We start from the raw sequence: 21068 nt of genomic DNA on the forward strand, positions 1-21068 counted from the left end.
AGCCGGAGCCGCTCACCCGCCCGGGTGAGCCGGGAGGTCCCGCCGGCCGGCGGGCACACTCGCCCCCGTGACGGTGGTGGTCGTGGGAGCCGGGCCGGTCGGTGTGACGGCGGCGCTGCTGCTGGCCCGCCGGGGCGTCGACGTCCTCGTGCTGGACCGGCACTCCGCCCCCTATCCCCGGCCCCGGGCAGTGCACCTGGACGACGAGAGCCTGCGCGTGCTGCAGGACGCCGGCGTCGCCGACGCCTTCGCCGCGGTCAGCCGCCCGATGGCCGGGCTGCGCCTGCTGGACGGCGACGGCCGGGTGCTCGTCGAGTTCCGCCGCGGTCCGGGGGTGCACGGCTGGCCGCAGGCCTCGATGTTCACCCAGCCCGACCTGGAGGCGCTGCTGCGTGCGGGCCTGGCGGCCGAGCCCCGGGCCACCCTGCGGGGCGGGGTGGAGGTCGTCGGCGTCGACCCGGACGGACCGGTCCGGCTCACGGTCCGCGACCGGGCCACCGGGGCGGAGGAGGTGCTGGTCGCCGACGCGGTGCTCGGCTGCGACGGCGCGAACAGCACGGTGCGGCGGCTGATCGGGGCGCGGATGCTCGACCTCGGTCCGGCCGAGCGCTGGCTGGTGGTCGACCTGGTGTCCGCCGTCCCGCTGGACCTGTGGCCCGGCGTCGTCCAGGTCTGCGACCCGGGGCGCCCGGCCACGTTGATGCCGGTGGCCGGTGACCGGTACCGGGCCGAGTTCCGGCTCGCCGAGGAGGAGTCCGCGGCCGGCCTGGACCTGCCGGCGCTGCTGGCCGGCCTCGGGGCGGCGGGCGCGGAAGTGGTCCGCACCGCCGAGTACCGGTACGCGGCGCAGGTGGCCGACCGCTGGCGGGCCGGCCGGGTGCTGCTGTGCGGGGACGCCGCGCACCTCACCCCGCCGTTCATCGGGCAGGGGCTGGGCCTGGGACTCCGGGACGCCCACCAGGTGGCGTGGAAGCTCGCCGCGGTGCTGGCCGGGGCGGACGACGCCCTGCTGGACACCCACCAGGCCGAGCGGGCCCCGCACGCCCGGGCGCTGGTCCGGCTGGCCGTGCTGGTGGGCCGGCTGATGACCGGCGGCGGAGCCTGGGCAGGGGTGCTCCGGCGGGGGGTGCTCGCCGCCGTGCGCGGGCTGCCCGGGGTGTCGGACTTCGCGCTGACCAGCCGGACCCCGCCGCTGCGCCCGGGCCGGCTGGTCCGTCGCTGCCGGGTCGCGCCGGGCTCCCCGGTCGGCGGCCTGGTGCCGCAGCCGACGGTGCGCCGCGGCGGCGTCCCGGTCCGGCTGGACGACGTCCTGGGTGCCGGCTGGGCGGTGCTCACCGCCGGCGCGCCGGCACCCGAGCTGCCCGACGCACCGGATCCGCGGGTGCTGCAGGTCGGCCCCGGCCCCGGTCAGCTGGACAGCCCGGAGCTGGCGCGGTGGCTGCGCGGCCGGGCGGTGCTGGTCCGGCCGGACCGGATCGTGGCGGCGGTCTCCCCGCCGGGGCCGTGGGGCCTCCTGGTGCCGATCATGGCGCTGCGGCAGCGACACCCCGCCCGGTGGCGCCGCGGCGCGACCGGCACTCCATGATCGACGCAGCAGCACCGACCCAGCCCGACCGGGAGGACCAGATGGACTTCGACGTCGCCGCCGTCCGCGCGCACTTCCCGGCGCTGTCGGCGGGAGCCGCCCACTTCGACGGCCCCGGCGGGACCCAGGTGCCCGACGTGGTGGCCCAGGCCGTCGCGGCCACCCTGACCTCGCCGATGGCCAACCGCGGACGGGTCACCCAGGCCGAGCGCAACGCCGACGACGTGGTGCTGGCCGCCCGGGCCGCGGTGGCCGACCTGGTGGCCGGCGACCCGGGCGGGGTGGTGTTCGGACGCAGCGCCACGTCGCTGACCTACGAGCTCTCCCGGGTGCTCTCGGCGGGGTGGGGGCCCGGCGACGAGGTCGTGGTGACCCGGCTGGACCACGACGCCAACGTGCGGCCCTGGGTCCAGGCCGCGGCCGCGCGGGGGGCGACGGTGCGCTGGGCGGAGTTCGACCCGGCGACCGGCGAGCTGGCCCCCGAGGTGGTCGGCGCGCTGCTGTCCGAGCGGACCCGGCTGGTCGCCGTCACCGGCGCCTCCAACCTGATCGGCACCCGCCCCGACCTGCCGGCGATCACCGCCCTGGCCCACGACTCCGGCGCGCTGACCTGGGTGGACGGTGTGCACCTGACCGCGCACGCCCCGGTCGACGTGGCCGAGCTGGGAGCGGACCTCTACGCCTGCTCGCCGTACAAGTTCCTCGGCCCGCACTGCGGCTGCCTGGTCGCGGCGCCCGAGCTGCTGGCAACCCTGCACCCGGACAAGCTGCTGCCCTCGACCGACGCCGTCCCGGAGCGGTTCGAGCTGGGCACGCTGCCCTACGAGCTGCTCGCCGGCACCACCGCGGCGGTGGACTTCCTGGCGGGCCTGGGCTCCGGGGACGACCGGCGCACCCGGCTGACCTCGGCGATGACGGCGCTGGAGGAGCACGAGGACCGGCTGCGGGTGCGGATCGAGGACGGCGTCCGGGACCTGCCCGGCGTCACGGTGTGGTCCCGCGCGAAGCGCCGCACGCCCACCCTGCTGCTCACCTTCGAGGGGCGGGACGCCGGCGACGCGCACCGGTTCCTGGCCGGCCGCGGGGTCAACGCCCCGGCGGGGTCGTTCTACGCGCTGGAGGCCTCCCGGTGGCTCGGGCTCGGGGACACCGGCGGCCTGCGGGTCGGGCTGGCGCCGTACAACGACGACGAGGACGTCGACCGGCTGCTCGCCGGCCTGGCGGAGTTCACCGCCGGCTGACGACCGGTGGGCGGGGACACGGCTGCGGTCGATCGCGCCCCACCGGATGGTGTGGCGGAGGTCACTCCTCGGGCTAGGCTCGGACGACGCCGTCCGAGCACCCGGAGGCACCACCGTGACCCCTCGCCGCGCCACCGGTACCCGGCCATGACCCCCGCCCCGGCGTACCCCGATGTCGCCGGCCCGGCCCGCCCGGTGGCCGGGCGGGCCCCGCTGCCCGCGTCGGCCCGTGGCGCGTTCACCAAGTACCTGGTCCCCGAGGTGGTCTTCGGCTGGGGCGCGCTGTCCGAGGCCGGGTTCGCCGCCCGCCGGCTGGGCGCCCGGCGGCCGTTCGTGGTCACCGACGCCGGCCTGGTGGAGGCCGGCTGGTGGTCCGAGCTGGCCGGGCACCTCACCGACGCCGGCCTGCTGCCCACGGTGTGGCAGGAGCTGACGCCCAACCCCAAGGACCACGAGGTGGACGCCGGCGCGCGCCGCTACCTGGAGAGCGGCTGCGACGTGGTCGTCGGCCTGGGCGGCGGATCGGTCATCGACGCGGCCAAGGCGATCGCCGTGGTGGCCAGCAACGGCGGGCAGATCCTCGACTACGAGGGCGTGGACCGGGTCTCGGTGGCCATCCCGCCCACCGTCATGTGCCCCACCACGGCCGGCACTGGCGCCGACGTCTCGCAGTTCGCCGTCATCACCGACACCACCCGCCGGCTCAAGGCGACGCTGATCGGCCGGGCGCTGGTCCCCGACATCTCGCTCACCGACCCGCGGCTGCTGACCACCATGCCCCCGGACCTCGCCGCCGCCACCGGGCTGGACGCGCTCACCCACGGGGTGGAGGCCTACGTGTCCCGGGCGGCCGGGCCGCTCACCGACGTGCACGCGCTGCACGCCATCGAGCTGATCTGCCGCTGGCTGCGCCGCACCCTCACCGACCCCGACGACGTCGACGCCCGCATGGGCATGGCGCAGGCGAGCCTGGAGGCCGGGCTGGCGTTCACCAATGCGATCCTCGGGGCGACCCACGCGATGAGCCACCAGGTCGGGGGCCTGCTCGACCTGCCGCACGGCGTGGTCAACGGCGTGCTGCTGCCGCACGTCATCCGCTTCAACGCCCGGGACGCGGCGGACCGGTTCACCCCGATCGCCCGGGCGATGGGCCTGGACGTGACCGGGCTGCCGCCCGAGGCCGTCGCGGAGCAGGCCGCCGACGCCGTCCGCCGGCTGGCCGCCGACCTCGGCTGCCCCGCCGGGCTGGGCGAGCTCGGCGTCACCGACGCCGACGTCGACACGCTGGCGGTGACCACGCTGGGCGACGCGTGCCTGTCCACCAACCCGCGGGACGCCGGTGAGGCGGACGTGGCCGCGCTGTTCCGCGCCGCCCTCTGATGGGGGCCCCGCCCGCACCGGGCATCCCCGAGCTCACCGGGCTGCGCTCGTCCAAGCCCAGCTGGTACGCCGAGTACCGGCACACCGCGGACAACCTGCAGCGGGCACTCGGGTCCCTGGAGCACATCGCCGGCGTGCTGTCGGCGACCGGCCAGGGCGCCGCCGCGCTGTGCCGCGCGGTCGTCGACGCCACCGCCGAGCACCTGGGGTCACCGTGGGTGGTGCTCGCCCTGGGCGCCGACGACCTGCCGCTGGCCCGGCCGCGGCTGGTCGGGCGGGGCCCGGCGGGCCGGCCGGTGGGGGAGCCGTCCGCGCTGCCCGAGGTGGTGCGCCGGCCGGTGCTCGAGGCACTGGCCAGCCGCGCGGTGGAGCCGTGGCAGACCGCGGAGGGCGCCGTCGTCGTCCCGCTGGTCGTCGACGGCGAACCGGTCGGCGTGCTGGTCGCCTGCGGCGGTCCCCGCCGCACCGCCACCGCCGCCGACCTGGCCATCCTCCGGATCGTGGGGAACCAGTCGGCGGTGGCGCTGCTGTCCGACCACCTGCTGGCCGGCTCCGAGGAGCTGCGGCGGCGCACCGAACAGCTGTACGCGCAGGCCCAGCAACGGGCGAGCGAGCTCGCCGACCGGCACCGGCAGCTGGCCGAGGCCGAGCAGCGGCTGGACGACGCCGCACAGCGCGAGGCCGTCGACGCCGAGCGGCACCGGATCGCCCGCGAGCTGCACGACAGCGTCGCCCAGCACGTGCTCTCCGCCGGCATGACGATCGAGTGGTGCCGCACCGAGGTGGCCCACCACCCGGACGTCCACGAGCGTCTCGGCCACGCCAAGGGGCTCACCCGGCAGGCCGTCGAGCGGCTGCGGGTCGCCATCCACGCGCTGTCCTCCGACGGGCACGGCGAGCCCGGGCAGGGGCTGCCGGAGCTGCTCGGCCGGCTGCCGGACGTGCACCCGGTGCCCGGGCTGGCGGTCGCCGTCCGGGTGGAGGGCCGGCCGCGCGCGCTGGCGTTCCCGGTGGAGAACGCGCTGTTCCGGATCGCCTCGGAGTGCCTGTTCAACACCGCGCGGCACGCCGGCGCCACCCGGTGCACGGTGCGGCTGGCCTACCGCCCGGCCGAGGTGCGGCTGTCGGTGGCCGACGACGGCACCGGTGACCCGGACACGCTGCGCCGGGCGCTGCGCGCCTCGGGCCGGCGGGACGACGGCTACCACCGCGGTCTGGGCAACATCGCCTCGCGCTGCGCGCAGCTGGGGGCGACCCTGCGGTTCACCCGGGCGCGGATGGGCGGCGTCCGGGTCGAGGTCCGGCTGCCGCAGGAGGCGACCGATGACTGAGCAGATCCGGCTGGTCATCGTCGACGACCACGCCATCGTCCGGCAGGGGCTGCGCTCGATCCTGGAGCGCGAGCCGGACGTCGAGGTCGTCGGCGAGGCGGCGACGGCGGCCGAGGCGCTGGACCTGGTGGCGGCGGCCCGCCCGCACATCGTGCTGCTGGACCTCAAGCTGTCCGCGGGGTCCGACGTCGCCGGGCTGGCGCTGTGCGGGCAGCTCACCGCCCGCTCCCCGGCGCCCGGGGTGCTGGTGGTGACCACGTTCCTGGACGAGGGGCTGGTGCTGGAGGCCATCCGGCACGGTGCCCGCGGCTACGTGCTCAAGGACGTGGACGCCGTCGCGCTGGTGGCCGCCATCCGGGCGGTGCGCCGGGGGGAGAGCGCCTTCGACAGCCACAGCGCCGCGATGGTGGTCCGCACCCTGCACGCGCCGGCGGCCGCCCCGGCGACCGGTGACCTGACCACCCGGGAGCGCGAGGTGCTGACCTTGCTGGCCCGCGGGCTGAGCAACGAGGCGATCGGCCGGGAGCTGTACATCTCGGCGACCACGGCCAAGTTCCACGTCGGCAACCTCATGCGCAAGCTGTCGGTGTCCCGCCGCGCCGAGGCGGTGTACGCCGGCTCGAAACTGGGCCTCATATGAAGGACCCCCCTCCTCCCCGCCCTCCGCGAGCTCAGGACGGGACCCCGGACGAGGGCCGACGGGACGGGGGACGGGGATGGCCGGGTCGGGGGAGCTGCGCGGCAGGACCGCGCTGGTCACCGGGGGCAGCAGCGGGCTGGGACGGGCGAGTGCCCTGGCGCTGGCCGCGGCGGGCGCGGACGTCGCCGTGCTGGCCCGGGGCGCAGCCGAGCTGGCGGACACCGCCGAGCAGCTGCGGGCACTCGGCGTGCGGGCCAGCGCACCGGCCGTCGACCTCGCCGACGCCGAGGCGGTCGAGCGCGCCGTCGACCAGGTGCACGGCGAGCTCGGCGGCGTCGACGTGCTGGTCAACGCCGCCGGAACCGACGTCCCCGGTCCGGTCGCCGGGCTGGCCGTCGACGACTGGGACCGGGTACTCGACGTCAACCTGCGGGCGTCGTTCCTGCTGGCCAGGGCCGTCTGGCCGGACATGGTCGGCCGCGGTGGCGGGACGGTCGTCAACGTCTCCTCGGTGGCCGGCCGGCGGAGATGGGCGAACGCCGCGGCCTACTGCGCGGCCAAGTCCGGGCTGACCGGCCTGACCCAGGCGCTCGCGGCCGAGGGGAAGCCGCACCGCATCCGCGCCTGCGTGCTCTACCCCGGGGCGATGGACACCAGCTGGGGTGTCTGGTCACCCGAGGATCGGCGGGACGGCGCGACACCGACCGTGCCGGCCGACGCGCTGGCGCCCGAGCAGGTGGCCCGGCTGATCGCGTGGATCGCCGCCGCACCGCTGGACGTCGTGCTCAACGAGGTCACCGTGACCCCGCTGCTGGAGCGGGGCTGGCCCTGAGCGGACCCGGTCGCGGCGGGGCACGACCCATCGGTCCTCGCCGTCCCTGCTGTCGTGGTGACCCGCCGGCGAGGGAGGTCACTCCCGGGCGGGCGCGACCTTCTCCGGCAGGGTGAACAGGCCCAGGAAGCGCTCGGCGGCCGCGAGGTCGCCGGTGACCGTCACCTCGCCGGTGGACACCGCGTCGGCGAGCGGCCGGCCGCCGTACACCAGGGCCGCCAGCGCCTCCGGGGTGCCGGCGAGGCAGGCGTCCGGCGAGGGTGCGCTGCCGGGTTCCACGGTGAACGTGCCGTCCACGACCCGCGCGTGCAGCTCGAGGTCGCCGACCCGCAGCGCCCAGGAGCCGGCCGAGCCGGCGGTGCGGTCCGGGTCGGCGTTGGTGCGCAGCGACAGCACGAACGCCGTCGCGCTGAGCGGCAGGTCCGGACGGTGCCCGGGGGAGCGCGCGGCCCAGCGGCCGAGCGCGGTGATGATCGGCTCGAGGTCCGCGCCGTAGGGCGTGAGCTCGTAGACGCGGGACGCCGCGGGCGGTGGCAGCGTCCGTCGGCGGACCAGCCCGGTGCGCTCCAGCTCGGCCAGCCGGTCGGACAGCACGTTGGTGCTGATGCCGGGGAGGTCGGCCTTCAGGTCGCTGTACCGCTTGGGTCCGAGCATCAGCTCGCGCACGACGTGCAGCGCCCACCGCTCGCCCACCAGGTCCAGCGCGTGCGCCATGCCGCAGGCGTCGGAGTAGCTCCGGGTCGTGGCCATGGACCCATGGTGGACGCTCTGCTTGTTCTTAACAAGTGATCACTTGCTGATCCGCAGCGAGTGTGAGTACCGTCTCACTCCGGCGGGCGACCGGCCCGACGACTGCATCCCCCAGGAGGAAGCCGTGGACCTGACCTTCACCGCCCCGCTGCAGAAGAGCCCGGCCAAGGGCGGCTGGACCTACGTCGTGATGCCCGGTTCCGCTGAGTTCTTCGGCACCCGGGGGCGGGTCGAGGTGCGGGGGACCGTCGACGGGGTCCCCTTCCGCAGCTCGTTCATGGCCCTGGGCGACGGCACCCACAAGCTGCCCGTCGCCGGGCCGCTGCGCCGCGCGATCGGCAAGGAGGCCGGCGCCACCGTGGCCGTCCACCTGCTCGAGCGGCTCGACTCCCGCGCCGCGGACGCGTCGTGACCGCCGCGGTGAGCCTGCGGAGGGTCGGCCTGGCGGCCGGCGCGAGCGTGCTGTTCAGCACGGCCTGGTACACCACCCTGGGGGACCAGTTGGCCCGGCACAGCTCGGCCTACGGCCCCGACGTCACCGTGCCGCCCTGGGTCCCGCCGGTCGAGCTCGCCCGGAGCGCCGTGGTCGCGACCGCGGTCTCGGTGCTGGCCGACCGCACCGACGCGTCGGACGCCACCGCGGCGGCACGGCTGGGCCTGGGGCTGTGGGCCGCCTTCCCTGCGGTCCTGCTGACCGGATCCGTGGTGCACGAGAAGGTCCCCTGGCAGCTCGCCGCCGTCCACGCCGGCGACTGGCTGGCCAAGCTCCTGCTCGTCTCGGTGATCGTCGGCCGGGGTCGGGGTCGGGGTCGGCGGCTCAGCGGGAGGCGGCGCGGGTGACGACGTCGGTGGCCCAGCTGTCCAGTCCCGAGTGGTCGCGGATCACCTCGACCCGGTTGCAGCTCTCGGCGTAGGCCGGCAGGTCGCAGCCGCCCAGCGCCCAGGAGTAGCGCGGCTCGGGGGTCAGCCAGATGGTCTCCCGGACCCGCCGGGTGAGGTCGGCGAAGACGTCGAGGCGGGGCGCGTTGCCGTTGCCCCGGCCGTCGCCGAGGACCAGCAGCGTCGAGCGGCGGGTGAACGCCCCGGAGTGGTCGGCGGCCAGTGTGGCGAACGCCGTCCCGTAGTCGCTGCTCGCGTCCACGTCGATCACGTCCCCGCCGAACACCAGGCCCAGCGCGTGCTCCAGCGGGTGCTCGTCGAAGAGGTCGGTGATCTCCACGACGTCGTCGACGAAGGCGAACGTGCGCACCTGGGCGAACAGGTCCTGCAGGGCGTGGACGACGTGCAGTGTGAACCGCGCCGTCGCCCGGACCGACAGGCTGACGTCGGCCACCACGACCAGCCGGGGCTTGTCCTCGGCCAGCCGGGTCGTCACGGGACGGAACGGGACGCCGTCGTAGCGCATGTTGCGCCGCATGGTGCGGCCCACGTCGATGCGCCCGCGCGGGGACTGCCGCTTCTTGTGGGTCAGCCCGCCGTGCAGGGAGCCGGCCAGCCGGCGCAGCGACTCCTCGATCCGGGCCCGCTCGGCCTCGGTCACCTTCTCCACCGGCGCCCGGGCCAGCTCGCGCTCCTCGACGGCCAGCTCGGTTATCTCCGCGAGCTTCTGCAGGTGCGCGGCCAGCAGCTCGGGCAGGTCCTCGATCACCCCGGCGAGCTGCCGGCGCAGCAGCTCGGCGACCTCGGGGTCCAGGTCGCCGGTCGGGTCGGCGAGCCAGTCCCGCAGCGCCTGCTGCTGGGCCACCGACAGCTGGGCGTCGAGCTGGGTGCCCCCGCCGCGGATCAGCTCGCCCGGGATCCCCGGGTCGTGCAGCCGCTCGACCTCCAGCTGCACCCGCTGCGCGTCCGCGGGGTCGCCGGCGTTGCTCTCCGAGGACAGCACGATCTGCTCGGTCAGCGAGGCCAGGTCGATCCGGTTGGCCTCCTGGTGCAGGTTGTACTGGGTGGCCAGGTCCTCGGGCCGGAAGAAGTCCTTGATGTCCACCGGCTTGCCGTGGCTGTGCCCCTCCTGCACCTCGGCGTCCGGCTCCGACGACCAGGTCATCCGGGTCAGCTCGCCGGTGTCGGCCAGGTCGTCGTGGCTGTGCCCGTGCTCGTCGACGTCCTCGAGCACCGGGCGCAGGGTGAAGAACCGGGCGAAGGTGTCGGCGAAGACCTCCGCGTCCCGCCGGTCCTTGAGCAGCGCGGCGCCCAGCGCGGCCTCCAGGGCGGCCCGGTCGGCCAGCCCCACGGCGGCCGCCGCCGCGAACGCGTCCACCGCCTCGGCGGTGGACACCCGCATCCCGCGCAGCCGGAGCAGCCGGACGAACCGGTGCAGCGCCCCCTCCATGTCAGACCGGTCGGCGCCGGGCGCTGCCGCCGCGCTTGGGCGCGAACGACCGGGCTCCCTGCCCGCTGCCGACGCCGCGCGGGACGGCCGGCGCGTCGGCCGGGCCGCCGCGGGCGCCGTAGGAGTCGTCGTGCCGGCCGGGCCGGTCCTTGGCCGCCCGCGCCCGCCGGCCCTCGTCGTCGGGGTCCCCGGCCGCGCCGCCCGCCCTGACCGGCGAGTCGGAGTCGTGGCTGTGCCCGCTGTGGGTGTGCCCGCCGTGCGAGTGGGCGCCGTGGTCGTGCCCGTGGTCGTGCCCGTGACCGGGCTGGGGCACGGTCGCGTTGGGGTCGACCAGCCGGGGGAGCGCCTCGCGGGAGCGCTGCACGTCGCGCTCGTACTTGGCCACGACGGACACCGTGTCCGACAGCACCTCGGCGTCCAGGTCGCTGACCCCCAGCACGGCCAGAGTGCGCGCCCAGTCGATGGTCTCGGAGATGCTCGGGGCCTTGCGCAGGTCCAGCCCGCGCAGCCCGCGGACGATCTGCACCAGCCGTTGCGCCGCGGCGTCGTCCAGCCCGGTCCGCTTGGACCGGAGGATCTCCAGTTCGCGGTCGGCGTCGGGGTACTCCAGGAACAGGTGCAGGCACCGCCGCTTGAGCGCCGCCGACAGGTCACGGGTGTTGTTCGAGGTCAGGACGACGTAGGGGGCGTGCCGGGCGACGAAGGTGCCGATCTCGGGCACCGAGACCTGGTACTCGGCCAGCATCTCCAGCAGCACCGCCTCCAGCGCCTCGTCGGCCCGGTCCACCTCGTCGATCAGCAGCACCACCGGCTCCGGTGACCGGACGGCCTCCAGCAGCGGACGCGCGGCGAGGAAGCGCTCGTTGAAGAACGCGCTGTCCGCGCCGGCGATCCGGTCGACGGCGTCGGCCAGCGTGTCGGTGTCCTCCAGCAGCTCGGCGGCCTTGTCCCGCAGGATCTGGGTGTAGAGCAGCTGCTTGCCGTAGTCCCACTCGTACAGCGCCTTGGTCTCGTCCTGCCCCTCGTAGCACTGCAGCCGGAGGAGCCGGCGGCCGGTGGCCGCGGCGAGGGTCTTGGCCAGCTCGGTCTTCCCGACCCCGGCCGGCCCCTCGAGCAACAGCGGCTTGGCCAGCCGGGACATCACGAAGGTCGTCGTCGCCAGCCGTCGGTCGGTGACGTAGCCGTGGGCGGCGAACGCGGCCGCAACGGCGTCGGGGCCGTCGAAGTCGGGCGGGCGGGGATCGGCGGGAGCGGGGGTGGGGACGGCGGCGGTCGGGACGTCGGTCGCGGTCATGACGCGAGGGGCTCCGGGTGCTCGGGAGGGGGTGGGCGGGGTGGCCCGAGAGGCCACCCCGCCCGCTGTCGGCCGACTGCCCCTCAGCCGAGCAGGTCGTCCAGGTCGCCGGTCATGCAGTGCTGCACGACCGGGCGGACCGTTTCGAAGGTGCACTCCTTGGGGTTGCCCGGGGTGCAGGCGTCGCCCAGGACGTGGTGGGTGATCCGGTCGACGTCCTTGTCGTCGCCGGTGATGACCGAGGCGCCCTCGTAGAACTTGGTCGGGCCCTGGCCGAGCCGGTTCTTGGAGTAGCTGTCCTGGGTGACGTCGACGAAGCGCTCCGGGATGCCGACGTCGCGCAGCAGCCGGATCGCCGCCGCCAGCGCGGCGTCCGCGGCCTGCACGTCGGTCATCCCGTGGGTGTCCACGCCCATCGCCCCGGCGATGTCGGCGAACCGCTTGTACTGGGTGGGCATGTTGAACGCCCACACCCGGGGGAGCGCGATGGCGTTGTTCAGCCCGTGGTGGGTGTCGTAGAACGCCGACACCGCGTGGCTGATGGAGTGGATGATCCCCAGCCCGCCGGAGTTGAACGCCTGCGCGGCGATGTACTGCGCGTACATCATCCCCTGCCGGCCGGCCAGGTCCTGCCCGTTCCAGACGGCCTGGCGCAGGTGCTCGGCGGTCATCTTCACCGCGTAGAGGGCGTTGCCCAGCGACGGGGGGAAGTCCAGCCGGGACACGTACGGCTCGCTGGCGTGCGCCAGGACGTCGAACCCGCACTGCGCGGTGTAGTCGACCGGGCAGTCGAAGTAGAGCACCGGGTCGTCGATCGCCAGGGTGGCCAGACAGTTGTCGTCGAAGGCCACGTACTTGTGCGGGTTCGCCGGGTCGGTCGTCGTGTCGGTGATGACGTAGGCCCAGGACGTCTCCGAGCCGGTGCCGGCGGTGGTGGAGACGGCGATGTGCGGCGGGTTCTTGGGGTTCTCCGACTGGTTGAAGCCCTCGAACTCGTTGACGCTCCGGCCGTCGTGCGCGACCGAGATGCGGGCGCCCTTGCAGGCGTCGTGGCTGGAGCCGCCGCCGATGGAGACGAAGCTGTCGCAGGCGTTCTCCTGGTACATCGTCACGGCGTCCATGACGTTGTAGTCCTTGGGGTTGCTCTCCACCTTGTCGTAGACCACCACGTCCAGGCCGTGGTAGCGCATCGACTCGGCGATCTTGTCCACGATGTTCGTGCCCCGCAGGCCCGAGGTCATGATCAGGGTCTTCTTGAAGCCCAGCTTCAGTGCCTCCGGGCCGATCAGCTCGTGCGCGCCGGGGCCCATCATGGCCCGGGGGAACGGGTGGAACTCCTTGATGGGGAACGGCTTGAGCAGCTCTTCGACCTGCATGGACGTTGTCCTTCCTGGCTGCGGCTGGGGCGTCGCCGGGGACGCTAGGGCCGCGGGTCCCCGGCGCGGCAGGGGTGCGGGACGGCAACCGGCCGTCCGGCGGGGCAGGTACGACCGCCCGGGCAGGTGTCCCTGCCCGACCGGACAGGGACACGCCGGACCGGTGCCCGAGGGGTTGATCGGTGACCGGTGGGTAGGGGTCGGTCATGCAGATCCCCAAGGACCAGATCCTCGAACTGCTCCGCTCCCAGGGTGACCACGGCAAGGCCGAGCAGGCCGACCAGGAGCTCCCCGGCCAGGTCGACACCGACCAGGACGCCGGCCTGCTGGCGAAGCTCGGCCTGGAGCCGGCGGACCTGATCAAGATGGTCACCGGTGGCGGCGGGGCCCTGGGCGGCGGACTGGGCGGCCTGCTCGGCCGCTGAGAGCGCCTCCCCCCACGCACGACCCCGACCCGCTGACCGGCACCCGTACGGGTGCCCGCGACGAAAGTGGGTAGGGCCGCACCGACGGTGGGCCACCGGCCCGCCACACCCCCTCGGGACCGTCGTCCCCCACACACCACAGGAGCACGTCATGGCCACGAACACCCTGTCCCGGTCCCTGCACGACCTCGGCCTCGCGGCCTGGTTCGGCGGGACCCTCGCCAACGCCGTCGCCCTCAACGCCGCGGCCGCCGAGGCCGGCAGCGCGTCGGCCACCGGCGCGGTCGCCAACGCCGGCTGGGACCGCTGGACGCCGGTCAACGCCGCCGCCATCGGCGCCCACCTCGTCGGCGCCGTCGGCCAGCTCGGTGCGAACAAGCGCCGGCTCGCCGAGCAGCAGGGCGTCGCCGCCATGTCGACGCTGAAGACCGTGCTCACCGCGGCCGCCCTGGGCGTGACCGCCTACAGCCGGGTCCTCGGCCAGCGCGTCTCGCAGGGTGGCGCGACGCCGTCCAAGCGCGGGACCAAGCCCTCGAAGCGGGCCCGCGCGGACATCGCCGCCGCCCAGCAGCAGCTGGACAGCCTGCAGTGGGTCGTGCCGGCCCTGACCGGCGCCCTGGTGGTCGTCACCTCCTACGCCGGTGAGCAGCAGCGCCCCTCCGAGGTCGCCCGCGGCATCGCGCAGAAGAGCTGACCACCCGCTCCAGCTGAGCCGGCCGGGCGCCGGCCCCGCCCCCGGGTCACCCCGCGGGCAGGGCCGGTGCCCGGACGGCGTTGCGGGTGCCCTTCGCCAGGTACAGCTGGGCGTCGGCCGCGGCCAGCAGCGCGTCGGGGTCGCTCCCGGAGCCGGTCGAGGACGCCACGCCCAGCGACACGCTGACCCCCGGCCGGTCGAAGCCCTGGGGCCAGAGCAGCTGCGCCCCGGCGCGGAGTTCCTCGGCCAGCTGCACCGCCCGGTCCACGTCAGCACCCGGGAGCAGCACGGCCAGCTCGTCGCCGCCGATCCGGGCGGCCAGGTCACCGGCCCGCACGCGGTCGCGCAGCAGCGCGGTCAGGTCGCGCAGCAGGGCGTCCCCGGCGGCGTGGCCGAGCCGGTCGTTGACCTGCTTGAAGTGGTCGACGTCGATGAGCACCACCGAGAGCGGCTCGCCCTCGGAGCCGGTCGCGGCGCACGCCGCGGCCAGGCCGGCGTCCCACCGGCGGCGGTTGGCCAGCCCGGTCGGCCGGGCGGCGAGCAGCCACAGCAGCACCAGCATCAGGACCGACGACGCGAGGCGCACGGCGAGGAACGTCGGGGCGAGGTCCGGCTCGAGGGCGTGGTCGAAGCCGGTCCAGGCCAGCAGCACCGACGCCGCAAGCGCGGTCAGCAGCAGCGCGGAGCTCCGCGCCCGGTCGGCGAGCTCGGCCGGCAGCTCCGGGTGGCCGTCCCCGGGCGCGGCCGGGGCAGGACCGTCCGTTCGACGGCGGAGGGAGGTGCTCACCCCTCCCATCGGCCCCCTGCCGGCGGGCCGGAGCGCCCCGGGCGAGGCGGCGACCCGGACGGGTGAGGTCAGCCCCGGCCGGAGGCGCCGCCGCGCAGGGTGGGGAAGCCGCCGGCCAGCTCGTCGAACGCATCGTGCAGCGCCCGCGCCAGCGGCAGCCGCCCGTCGGACAGCCACACCTCGAACGCCGTCGTGGCCGCCGCCCGGGTGCCGGTGGCGACCAGCCGGGGGACCAGCGCGTCCGGCGCCAGCCCGGTGCGGCGGGCGACGTGCTCGGCCACCACCCGGTCCACCTCGTTGTAGCGGACCTGCGAGTGCGCCTGCAGAGCCGGCTCGGTGAGGATGAGCCGCAGCCGCTGGCGCAGCATCGGGAGGTCCGCGGCGCTGTAGTCGTTCACCTCGACGTAGGCCGCGCAGATCGACGCCAGCACCGGCTGGTCGTCGGCGGTGTCGGCGAGCAGCCCGGCCAGCCGGTCGACGTGGGCGCCGAAGTCGCCCCAGACCGCGTCGGCCTTGGTGGCGAAGTAGCGGAAGAACGTGCGCCGGCTGATCCCGGCCGCGTCCGCGACCTCGTCGGTGGTCACGTTCTCGAAGCGCAGGCGGCTGAACAGGTCCAGGGCGGCCTGCTCGATCCGGGCGCGGGTGTGCTCCCGGGGGTCGTCGAGCACGGCGGTCACCCGCTCATGATCCCCCTCCGCCGGCCCGGCGGGGCCCGGACACGGAGCAGGTCGCGCCGCTTGCCGGTGGCACTCGGTGTCACTAACGTCCTCCCCGTCGCGACCGTGACGCAGCTCACCCGGAGGTCAGATGCCCGAGACGACGCAGGACGACAGCCAGGCCCAGGCCGCCGCACCCGCCGAGGAGGCCCTCGTGGAGGAGTCCCTGGTGGAGGAGGTCTCCATCGACGGCATGTGCGGGGTGTACTGATCGACGCCCCGTCGGGCCCGGGGTCCACGGCGGTCGGCACCCTGCCCGCCGCGGACCCCGGTGCCCCTGCCCCTGCCGGACCGGTGTTCGACCCGGAGCTGCCCTGGCAGCGTTCTCGGTCGGTGGCGCTGCGCCCGGAGCCCTTCGGCGCGCTGGTCTACCACTTCGGCAACCGCAAGCTGTCCTTCCTGAAGTCCAAGACGCTGGTACGGGTGGTCGAGACCCTCGCCGACCACCCCAGCGCGCTCGCCACGCTCGTCGCCTGCGGCGTGCCCGAGTCCCAGCACGCGGCCTACGTCAAGGCGCTGGCCGACCTCGCCCGCTCCCAGATGATCGAAAGAAGGACCTCGTCGCCCCCCACGGCTCGCACGCTCGCCGCGGGCCCCTGCGACGAGGCCGACCCGGAGGCTCACTGATGACCGCCGTCCTGCCGTCTCGCCCCGTCACCCCGCCGCGTCCCACGGGGGGGCGGCTGATCGACCAGTTCGAGTACGGCCTGGACGCCCCGATCTGCCTGACCTGGGAGCTCACCTACGCCTGCAACCTGGCGTGCGTGCACTGCCTGTCCTCCTCGGGACGGCGCGACCCCCGGGAGCTGTCCACCGCCGAGGCCGAGGCGGTCATCGACGAGCTGCAGCGGATGCAGGTGTTCTACGTCAACGTCGGCGGCGGCGAGCCCACCGTGCGGCCGGACTTCTGGCACCTGCTGGACTACGCCATCGGCCACGACGTGGGGGTCAAGTTCTCCACCAACGGCGTCAAGCTGGACAGGCGCCGCGCCGAGCAGCTGGCCCGCACCGACTACGTCGACGTGCAGATCTCCCTGGACGGCGCCACCGCCGAGGTCAACGACGCCGTCCGCGGCGCCGGCTCCTTCGCCACGGCCACCCGGGCCCTGTCCAACCTGGCCGAGGCCGGGATGAAGGACTTCAAGGTCTCCGTCGTCGTCACCCGGGAGAACGCCGGGCAGCTCGACGCGTTCAAGGAGCTCACCGACTCCTACGGGGCGCAGCTGCGGATCACCCGACTGCGGCCGTCGGGCCGCGGGGCCGACGTCTGGGACCAGCTGCACCCCACCCAGGCCCAGCAGAAGGACCTGTACTCCTGGCTGCTGGCCAACGGCGAGGGCGTGCTCACCGGCGACTCGTTCTTCCACCTGTCCGCCTTCGGTGAGGCCCTGCCCGGCCTGAACCTGTGCGGCGCCGGGCGGGTGGTGTGCCTGATCGACCCGGTCGGCGACGTCTACGCCTGCCCCTTCGCCATCCACGAGCAGTTCCTCGCCGGCAACGTCCGCGGCGAGGGCGGCTTCCAGCGGGTCTGGCAGTCCTCGGACCTCTTCCAGGAGCTGCGCAGCCCGCAGACCGGCGGCGCGTGCACGAAGTGCGCCCACTTCGACGCCTGCCGTGGCGGGTGCATGGCCGCGAAGTTCTTCACCGGCCTGCCGCTGGACGGACCCGACCCGGAATGCGTGCAGGGCTACGGCGAGACCGCGCTGGCCGCCCGTGACCTGGAGCTGGTCACGCCCCGCAGCCACATCGACCACTCGCACACCGGTCCGGTGCGGGGTCAGCCGACGCTGCTGGGCATGCCGGCCGTCCCCGCCAAGATCTGTGACGAGTCGCCGCTGGCCGGGACGGGCCTCGGGTAGGCCGGTGCGGCTGACCGATCCCCTCCCCCTCGCCGGCCGGACGGCGCCCTCCCGGGTGGTCTTCGGCCCGCACGAGACGAACCTCGGGCACCGGCGGGAGTTCTCGTCCCGGCACGTCGCGTACTACGCGCGGCGTGCCGCGGGCGGGGCGGGGGTCGTGGTCACCGAGACCGCGTCGGTGCACGGGTCGGACTGGCCCTACGAGCGAGCGCCGCTCGCCGCGGACTGCGGTCCCGGCTGGGCGGCCACCGTCGCGGCCTGCCGGCCGGCCGGCGCGCTGGTGCTGGCCGGACTGGGGCACACCGGCGCCCAGGGTTCCAGCGCCTGGTCGCAGGCCGCGCTGTGGGCGCCGTCCCGGGTGCCCGACGTCGCCGTCCGCGAGGTGCCGATGGAGATGGAGGACGCCGAGCTGACCGCGCTGGTGAGCGGCTTCGCCGCCGCCACCCGCACCGCGGTCACCGCCGGCGTCGACGGCGTGGAGGTCGACGCCGGGCCCGGCGCGCTGTTGCGCCAGTTCCTCTCCGGCCTGACCAACACCCGCACCGACGCCCACGGCACCGACCGGCTGCGGCTGCTCCGGGAGGTGCTGGAGGCCGTGCGCGCCGAGCTCGGCACCGACCTGGTGCTCGCCCTGCGGCTGTCCTGCGACGAGCTCGCCCCCTGGGCCGGCATCACCCCGGGCGAGGCCGCCGGGCACGTCGCCGAGCTGGCCGGCGTCGTGGACCTGCTCACCGTCGTCCGGGGCAGCGGCCTGGCCGCCGCCGCGTACCGGCCCGACGGACACACCCCGGCGGGGTTCAACCGGGGGCTGGCCGGCGCGATGCGGGCCGCGGCGCGGGGACGGGCCGCCGTGGTCCTGCAGGGCTCGGTGGTCGACCCGGCGCAGGCACAGCAGGCGCTGGACGACGGGACGGCGGACGCGGTGGAGATGACCCGGGCGCAGATCGCCGACGCCGGCCTGGTCGCCCGGGTCCGCGCCGGCACGCCGTCCCGGGTGCGGCCCTGCGTGCTGTGCAACCAGGCGTGCCAGGTCCGCGACGTCCGCAACCCGCTGGTGAGCTGCGTCGTCGACCCCCGCAGCGGCCACGAGACGGAGGACCCGGACCCCGGCGCGCGCGACGACGTCGCCGGGGAGGGGCGGGAGGTGCTGGTGCTCGGCGCCGGCCCGGCCGGGCTGGAGGCCGCTCGGGTGCTGGCCGCGCACGGTCACGCGGTGCGGGTGGTGCACCGCGGGCCGCGGCCCGGTGGGCTGCTTGCGGTGGTCGCCGCCGTGCCCGGCCGAGCGCGGTTCGCGGCGTTCGCCGACTGGCTGGTCGCCGAGTGCACCCGGCTGGGGGTGCGGTTCGAGGCGGCCGGGGCGGGAGCGGCGGAGCCCGCCGGTGCGGACGCCGTCGTGCTGGCCACCGGCGGCGGCCCCGGGCACCGCGGCTTCGAGGCCGGGGACGGCGTCCGGGTGTGCAGCGCCGAGGAGCTGCTGACCGGGGGCGGACCGGAGGGCCTGCCGCCCGGTCCGGTGCTGGTGCACGACCCGGTCGGCGGGTCGCTCGGCGTCGGGGTGGCCGAGCTGCTGGCCGCGGCCGGCCGGCCGGTCACGATCGTGACCCCCGACCGGGTCGTCGGCGCCCGGCTGGCCCGTACCGGGGACCTCGCCCCGGCCAACGTCCGGCTGCAGCGGGCCGGCGTGCAGCGGGAGACGACCACGGTGCTCCGGGCGGTGGGCGGCGGCCGGGCGGTGCTGGCCGACCGGGTCACCGGCCGGCCGCGGGAGGTCGCGTGCACGGTCGTCGTCGACTGCGGCCACCGGCTGCCCGGCGGGACGCCGGCCCGGCTCCCGGACGGCGTCCCGGTCGTCCGCGCCGGCGACGCCGTCGCCCCGCGCACCGTGCTCGAGGCCGTGCTCGAGGGCCGCCGCGCGGCGCTGGCGCTGCACGCCGGGACGGGGGTGGACCGGTGCCCGGTGCCTGCCTGACCCTGCTCCCCGCGCTGGACTCCCTCCAGCTGTCCCGCCCCTGGTACCTGCGCGGCCCCGCGGCCTGGCACCCGCGACCCGGGCGGCCGGCGGCCGCGGCCCCCTGAGGGGGCCCCGACGGTCCGACCCCCAGAGGTCGGACTGCATCCGAACGTGCACGTACCCCGGGGGAACCGACGAGAGGAACCACGATGGGCAAGCTCGAGGGCAAGGTCGCCTTCATCACCGGCGCGGCACGCGGCCAGGGCCGCAGCCACGCCGTCCGGCTGGCGCAGGAGGGCGCCGACATCATCGCGCTCGACGTCTGCAAGCAGCTGGAGACGGTGGCCTATCCGATGGCCACACCGGAGGACCTGGCCGAGACGGCGCGGCAGGTGGAGGCGCTCGACCGGCGGATCGTCACCAGTCAGGCGGACGTCCGCGACGCCTCGGCGATGCAGGCGGCGCTGGACGCCGGCGTGGCCGAGCTCGGCCGGGTCGACATCGTGCTGGCCAACGCCGGCATCGCCCAGCAGGGCGGTCCCGAGCCGGACACGTACCGGACCTGGGACGAGGTCATCGGCGTCAACCTGACCGGGGTCTACAACACGGTGCACGTCGCCGCGCCCCGGATGATCGAACAGGGCGACGGTGGCGCGATCGTGCTGACCAGCTCCACCCAGGGCCTGACCGGCCGAGGCGGTGACGGCAGCGGCGCCACCTCGGGGTACGCGGCGGCCAAGCACGGTGTCGTCGGGCTGATGCGCACCTTCGCCCACTGGCTGGCCCCGCACAGCATCCGGGTCAACACCGTCCACCCGACCGGCGTCGCCACGCCGATGGTGATGAACGACGTGATCGGGCAGTGGATCCAGGCGAACCCCGACGCCGCGGCCATGCTGGCCAACCTCCTGCCGGTCGAGATCATGGAGGCGGTCGACATCTCCAACGCGATCGCCTTCCTGGTCAGCGACGAGGGCCGCTACATCACCGGCGTCACCCTCCCGGTCGACGCGGGCTTCACCGTCCGATGAGCGGGCGGGTGGAGGGCAAGGTCGCGTTCATCACCGGCGCCGCCCGCAACCAGGGGCGCAGCCACGCGCTGCGGCTGGCCCAGGAGGGGGCCGACATCATCGCCGTCGACATCGCCGCACCGGTGCAGAGCATCCACATGTACCCGCCGGCCACGGAGGAGGACCTGGCCGAGACCGTGCGGCAGGTCGAGGCACTGGACCGGCGGATCGTGGCCACCCGGGCCGACGTCCGGGACGTCGGGGCGCTGCGGGCGGCGGTGGACGAGGGCGTCGCGCAGCTCGGGCGGCTGGACATCGTGCTGGGCAACGCCGGTGTCTTCGAGATCCAGCCGTCCCTGGAGCTCACCGACGACGCCTGGCAGGAGATGATCGACATCAACCTCACCGGCGTGTGGAACACCTGCCGGGTCGCGCTGCCGCACCTGATCGAGGGCGGCGGCGGGTCGATCGTGCTGACCAGCTCCACGGCCGGGCTCAAGGGGACGCCCAACACGATCCACTACACGGCGGCCAAGCACGGCGTCGTCGGGATCATGCGGACGCTGGCCAACGAGTTCGGGAAGCAGTCGATCCGGGTGAACACCGTGCACCCGACCGGCGTGGACACGGTGATGATCCAGCACCCGAAGACCTGGGGGCTGTTCACCCCGGACGACCCCGAGCCGTCCCGGGAGAAGTTCGCCGAGCTGTTCGAGACGCTGCACCCGCTGCCGGTGCCCTACGTCGACCCGGTGGACATCTCCAACGCGATCCTGTTCCTCGTCTCCGACGAGGCCCGGTACATCACCGGCGTGACCCTCCCGGTGGACGCCGGGTACACCGTCCGGTGAGTCCCCGGGGGACGGCG

22 protein-coding genes are annotated in these 21068 nt (G+C 75.4%); 16 read left to right on the plus strand and 6 right to left on the minus strand.

Annotation, left to right across the window (positions count from 1 at the left end; genetic code table 11):
• Positions 1–67 precede the first annotated feature (67 nt).
• From ACWIX6_RS01570 to ACWIX6_RS01595, 6 genes are all read left to right on the plus strand, one after another.
• Entirely contained in the window at positions 68–1585 is a 1518-nt protein-coding gene (locus ACWIX6_RS01570) for a bifunctional 3-(3-hydroxy-phenyl)propionate/3-hydroxycinnamic acid hydroxylase (RefSeq protein ID WP_448615090.1), read from the plus strand.
• Positions 1582–2826 (plus strand): cysteine desulfurase-like protein, encoded by a 1245-nt coding sequence (locus tag ACWIX6_RS01575; RefSeq protein ID WP_448615091.1) that lies wholly within the window; start codon positions 1582–1584, stop codon positions 2824–2826. The genes ACWIX6_RS01570 and ACWIX6_RS01575 overlap by 4 nt, the downstream gene beginning before the upstream one ends.
• 147 nt (positions 2827–2973) lie before the next feature.
• Positions 2974–4206: an iron-containing alcohol dehydrogenase gene (locus ACWIX6_RS01580; RefSeq protein ID WP_448615092.1), complete on the plus strand. Its 1233-nt coding sequence runs from the start codon at positions 2974–2976 to the stop codon at positions 4204–4206.
• Positions 4206–5537, plus strand: coding sequence for a GAF domain-containing sensor histidine kinase (locus tag ACWIX6_RS01585; RefSeq protein WP_448615093.1), 1332 nt, complete (start codon positions 4206–4208; stop codon positions 5535–5537). Before ACWIX6_RS01580 ends, ACWIX6_RS01585 begins: the two co-directional genes overlap by 1 nt.
• Positions 5530–6177, plus strand: a complete 648-nt coding sequence (locus tag ACWIX6_RS01590) for a MadR family response regulator transcription factor (protein ID WP_448615094.1) — start codon at positions 5530–5532, stop codon at positions 6175–6177. The genes ACWIX6_RS01585 and ACWIX6_RS01590 overlap by 8 nt, the downstream gene beginning before the upstream one ends.
• A 76-nt stretch (positions 6178–6253) precedes the next feature.
• A complete protein-coding gene (locus ACWIX6_RS01595) occupies positions 6254–7009 on the plus strand; it encodes an SDR family oxidoreductase (protein ID WP_448615095.1) in 756 nt (251 codons plus the stop codon).
• Between the two features lie 78 nt (positions 7010–7087).
• Here the strand turns inward: ACWIX6_RS01595 and ACWIX6_RS01600 are convergent, their stop codons facing one another.
• Entirely contained in the window at positions 7088–7759 is a 672-nt protein-coding gene (locus tag ACWIX6_RS01600; RefSeq protein WP_448615096.1) for a winged helix-turn-helix transcriptional regulator, read from the minus strand.
• Between the two features lie 124 nt (positions 7760–7883).
• On the opposite strand from ACWIX6_RS01600, the gene ACWIX6_RS01605 reads away from it, so the two are divergent.
• A complete protein-coding gene (locus ACWIX6_RS01605) occupies positions 7884–8171 on the plus strand; it encodes a DUF1905 domain-containing protein (protein ID WP_448615097.1) in 288 nt (95 codons plus the stop codon).
• On the plus strand, positions 8168–8599 hold the full coding sequence (locus tag ACWIX6_RS01610) for a DUF1761 domain-containing protein (RefSeq protein ID WP_448615098.1): 432 nt from the start codon (positions 8168–8170) through the stop codon (positions 8597–8599). Before ACWIX6_RS01605 ends, ACWIX6_RS01610 begins: the two co-directional genes overlap by 4 nt.
• On the opposite strand, the gene ACWIX6_RS01615 is transcribed toward ACWIX6_RS01610, so the two are convergent.
• From ACWIX6_RS01615 to mdo, 3 genes are all read right to left on the minus strand, one after another.
• Entirely contained in the window at positions 8577–10088 is a 1512-nt protein-coding gene (locus ACWIX6_RS01615) for a VWA domain-containing protein (protein WP_448615099.1), read from the minus strand. The two genes, ACWIX6_RS01610 and ACWIX6_RS01615, sit on opposite strands and share 23 nt — an antisense overlap.
• Before the next feature lies 1 nt (position 10089).
• On the minus strand, positions 10090–11382 hold the full coding sequence (locus ACWIX6_RS01620; protein WP_448615100.1) for an AAA family ATPase: 1293 nt from the start codon (positions 11380–11382) through the stop codon (positions 10090–10092).
• 83 nt (positions 11383–11465) lie between these two features.
• Positions 11466–12758, minus strand: a complete 1293-nt coding sequence (gene mdo, locus ACWIX6_RS01625; protein ID WP_448615101.1) for an NDMA-dependent methanol dehydrogenase — start codon at positions 12756–12758, stop codon at positions 11466–11468.
• A 206-nt stretch (positions 12759–12964) separates the two neighbouring features.
• Here mdo and ACWIX6_RS01630 point away from each other — a divergent pair, with 206 nt between their 5' ends.
• Both ACWIX6_RS01630 and ACWIX6_RS01635 read left to right on the plus strand, forming a co-directional pair.
• Positions 12965–13183: a hypothetical protein gene (locus ACWIX6_RS01630; protein ID WP_448615102.1), complete on the plus strand. Its 219-nt coding sequence runs from the start codon at positions 12965–12967 to the stop codon at positions 13181–13183.
• Between the two features lie 151 nt (positions 13184–13334).
• Complete coding sequence (locus tag ACWIX6_RS01635) at positions 13335–13877, plus strand: hypothetical protein (protein ID WP_448615103.1); 543 nt, start codon at positions 13335–13337, stop codon at positions 13875–13877.
• A gap of 46 nt (positions 13878–13923) precedes the next feature.
• Here ACWIX6_RS01635 and ACWIX6_RS01640 read toward each other — a convergent pair whose 3' ends face one another.
• On the minus strand, positions 13924–14664 hold the full coding sequence (locus ACWIX6_RS01640; protein WP_448615104.1) for a GGDEF domain-containing protein: 741 nt from the start codon (positions 14662–14664) through the stop codon (positions 13924–13926).
• Positions 14665–14732: 68 nt separating this feature from the next.
• Positions 14733–15341 carry a mycofactocin system transcriptional regulator gene (gene mftR / locus ACWIX6_RS01645; RefSeq protein ID WP_448615105.1) on the minus strand — a complete coding sequence of 203 codons (609 nt, stop codon included), beginning with the start codon at positions 15339–15341 and terminating at the stop codon, positions 14733–14735.
• Positions 15342–15471: 130 nt separating this feature from the next.
• Between mftR and mftA the strand changes: the two genes are divergently transcribed.
• The 6 genes from mftA to ACWIX6_RS01675 all read left to right on the plus strand — a co-directional run bounded on the left by mftA (position 15472) and on the right by ACWIX6_RS01675 (position 21051).
• Positions 15472–15591 carry a mycofactocin precursor MftA gene (gene mftA / locus ACWIX6_RS01650; RefSeq protein ID WP_448615106.1) on the plus strand — a complete coding sequence of 40 codons (120 nt, stop codon included), beginning with the start codon at positions 15472–15474 and terminating at the stop codon, positions 15589–15591.
• An 83-nt stretch (positions 15592–15674) separates the two neighbouring features.
• Positions 15675–16007, plus strand: a complete 333-nt coding sequence (gene mftB / locus ACWIX6_RS01655) for a mycofactocin biosynthesis chaperone MftB (RefSeq protein ID WP_448617025.1) — start codon at positions 15675–15677, stop codon at positions 16005–16007.
• A complete protein-coding gene (gene mftC, locus ACWIX6_RS01660; protein ID WP_448615107.1) occupies positions 16007–17239 on the plus strand; it encodes a mycofactocin radical SAM maturase in 1233 nt (410 codons plus the stop codon). Before mftB ends, mftC begins: the two co-directional genes overlap by 1 nt.
• Positions 17240–17243: 4 nt before the next feature.
• Positions 17244–19208: a mycofactocin system FadH/OYE family oxidoreductase 1 gene (locus ACWIX6_RS01665; RefSeq protein WP_448615108.1), complete on the plus strand. Its 1965-nt coding sequence runs from the start codon at positions 17244–17246 to the stop codon at positions 19206–19208.
• Between the two features lie 191 nt (positions 19209–19399).
• Complete coding sequence (locus ACWIX6_RS01670) at positions 19400–20221, plus strand: mycofactocin-coupled SDR family oxidoreductase (RefSeq protein ID WP_448615109.1); 822 nt, start codon at positions 19400–19402, stop codon at positions 20219–20221.
• A complete protein-coding gene (locus ACWIX6_RS01675; protein WP_448615110.1) occupies positions 20218–21051 on the plus strand; it encodes a mycofactocin-coupled SDR family oxidoreductase in 834 nt (277 codons plus the stop codon). Before ACWIX6_RS01670 ends, ACWIX6_RS01675 begins: the two co-directional genes overlap by 4 nt.
• The last annotated feature ends 17 nt before the right edge of the window (positions 21052–21068 follow it).

It is taken from the genome of Modestobacter sp. URMC 112 (assembly GCF_053502575.1).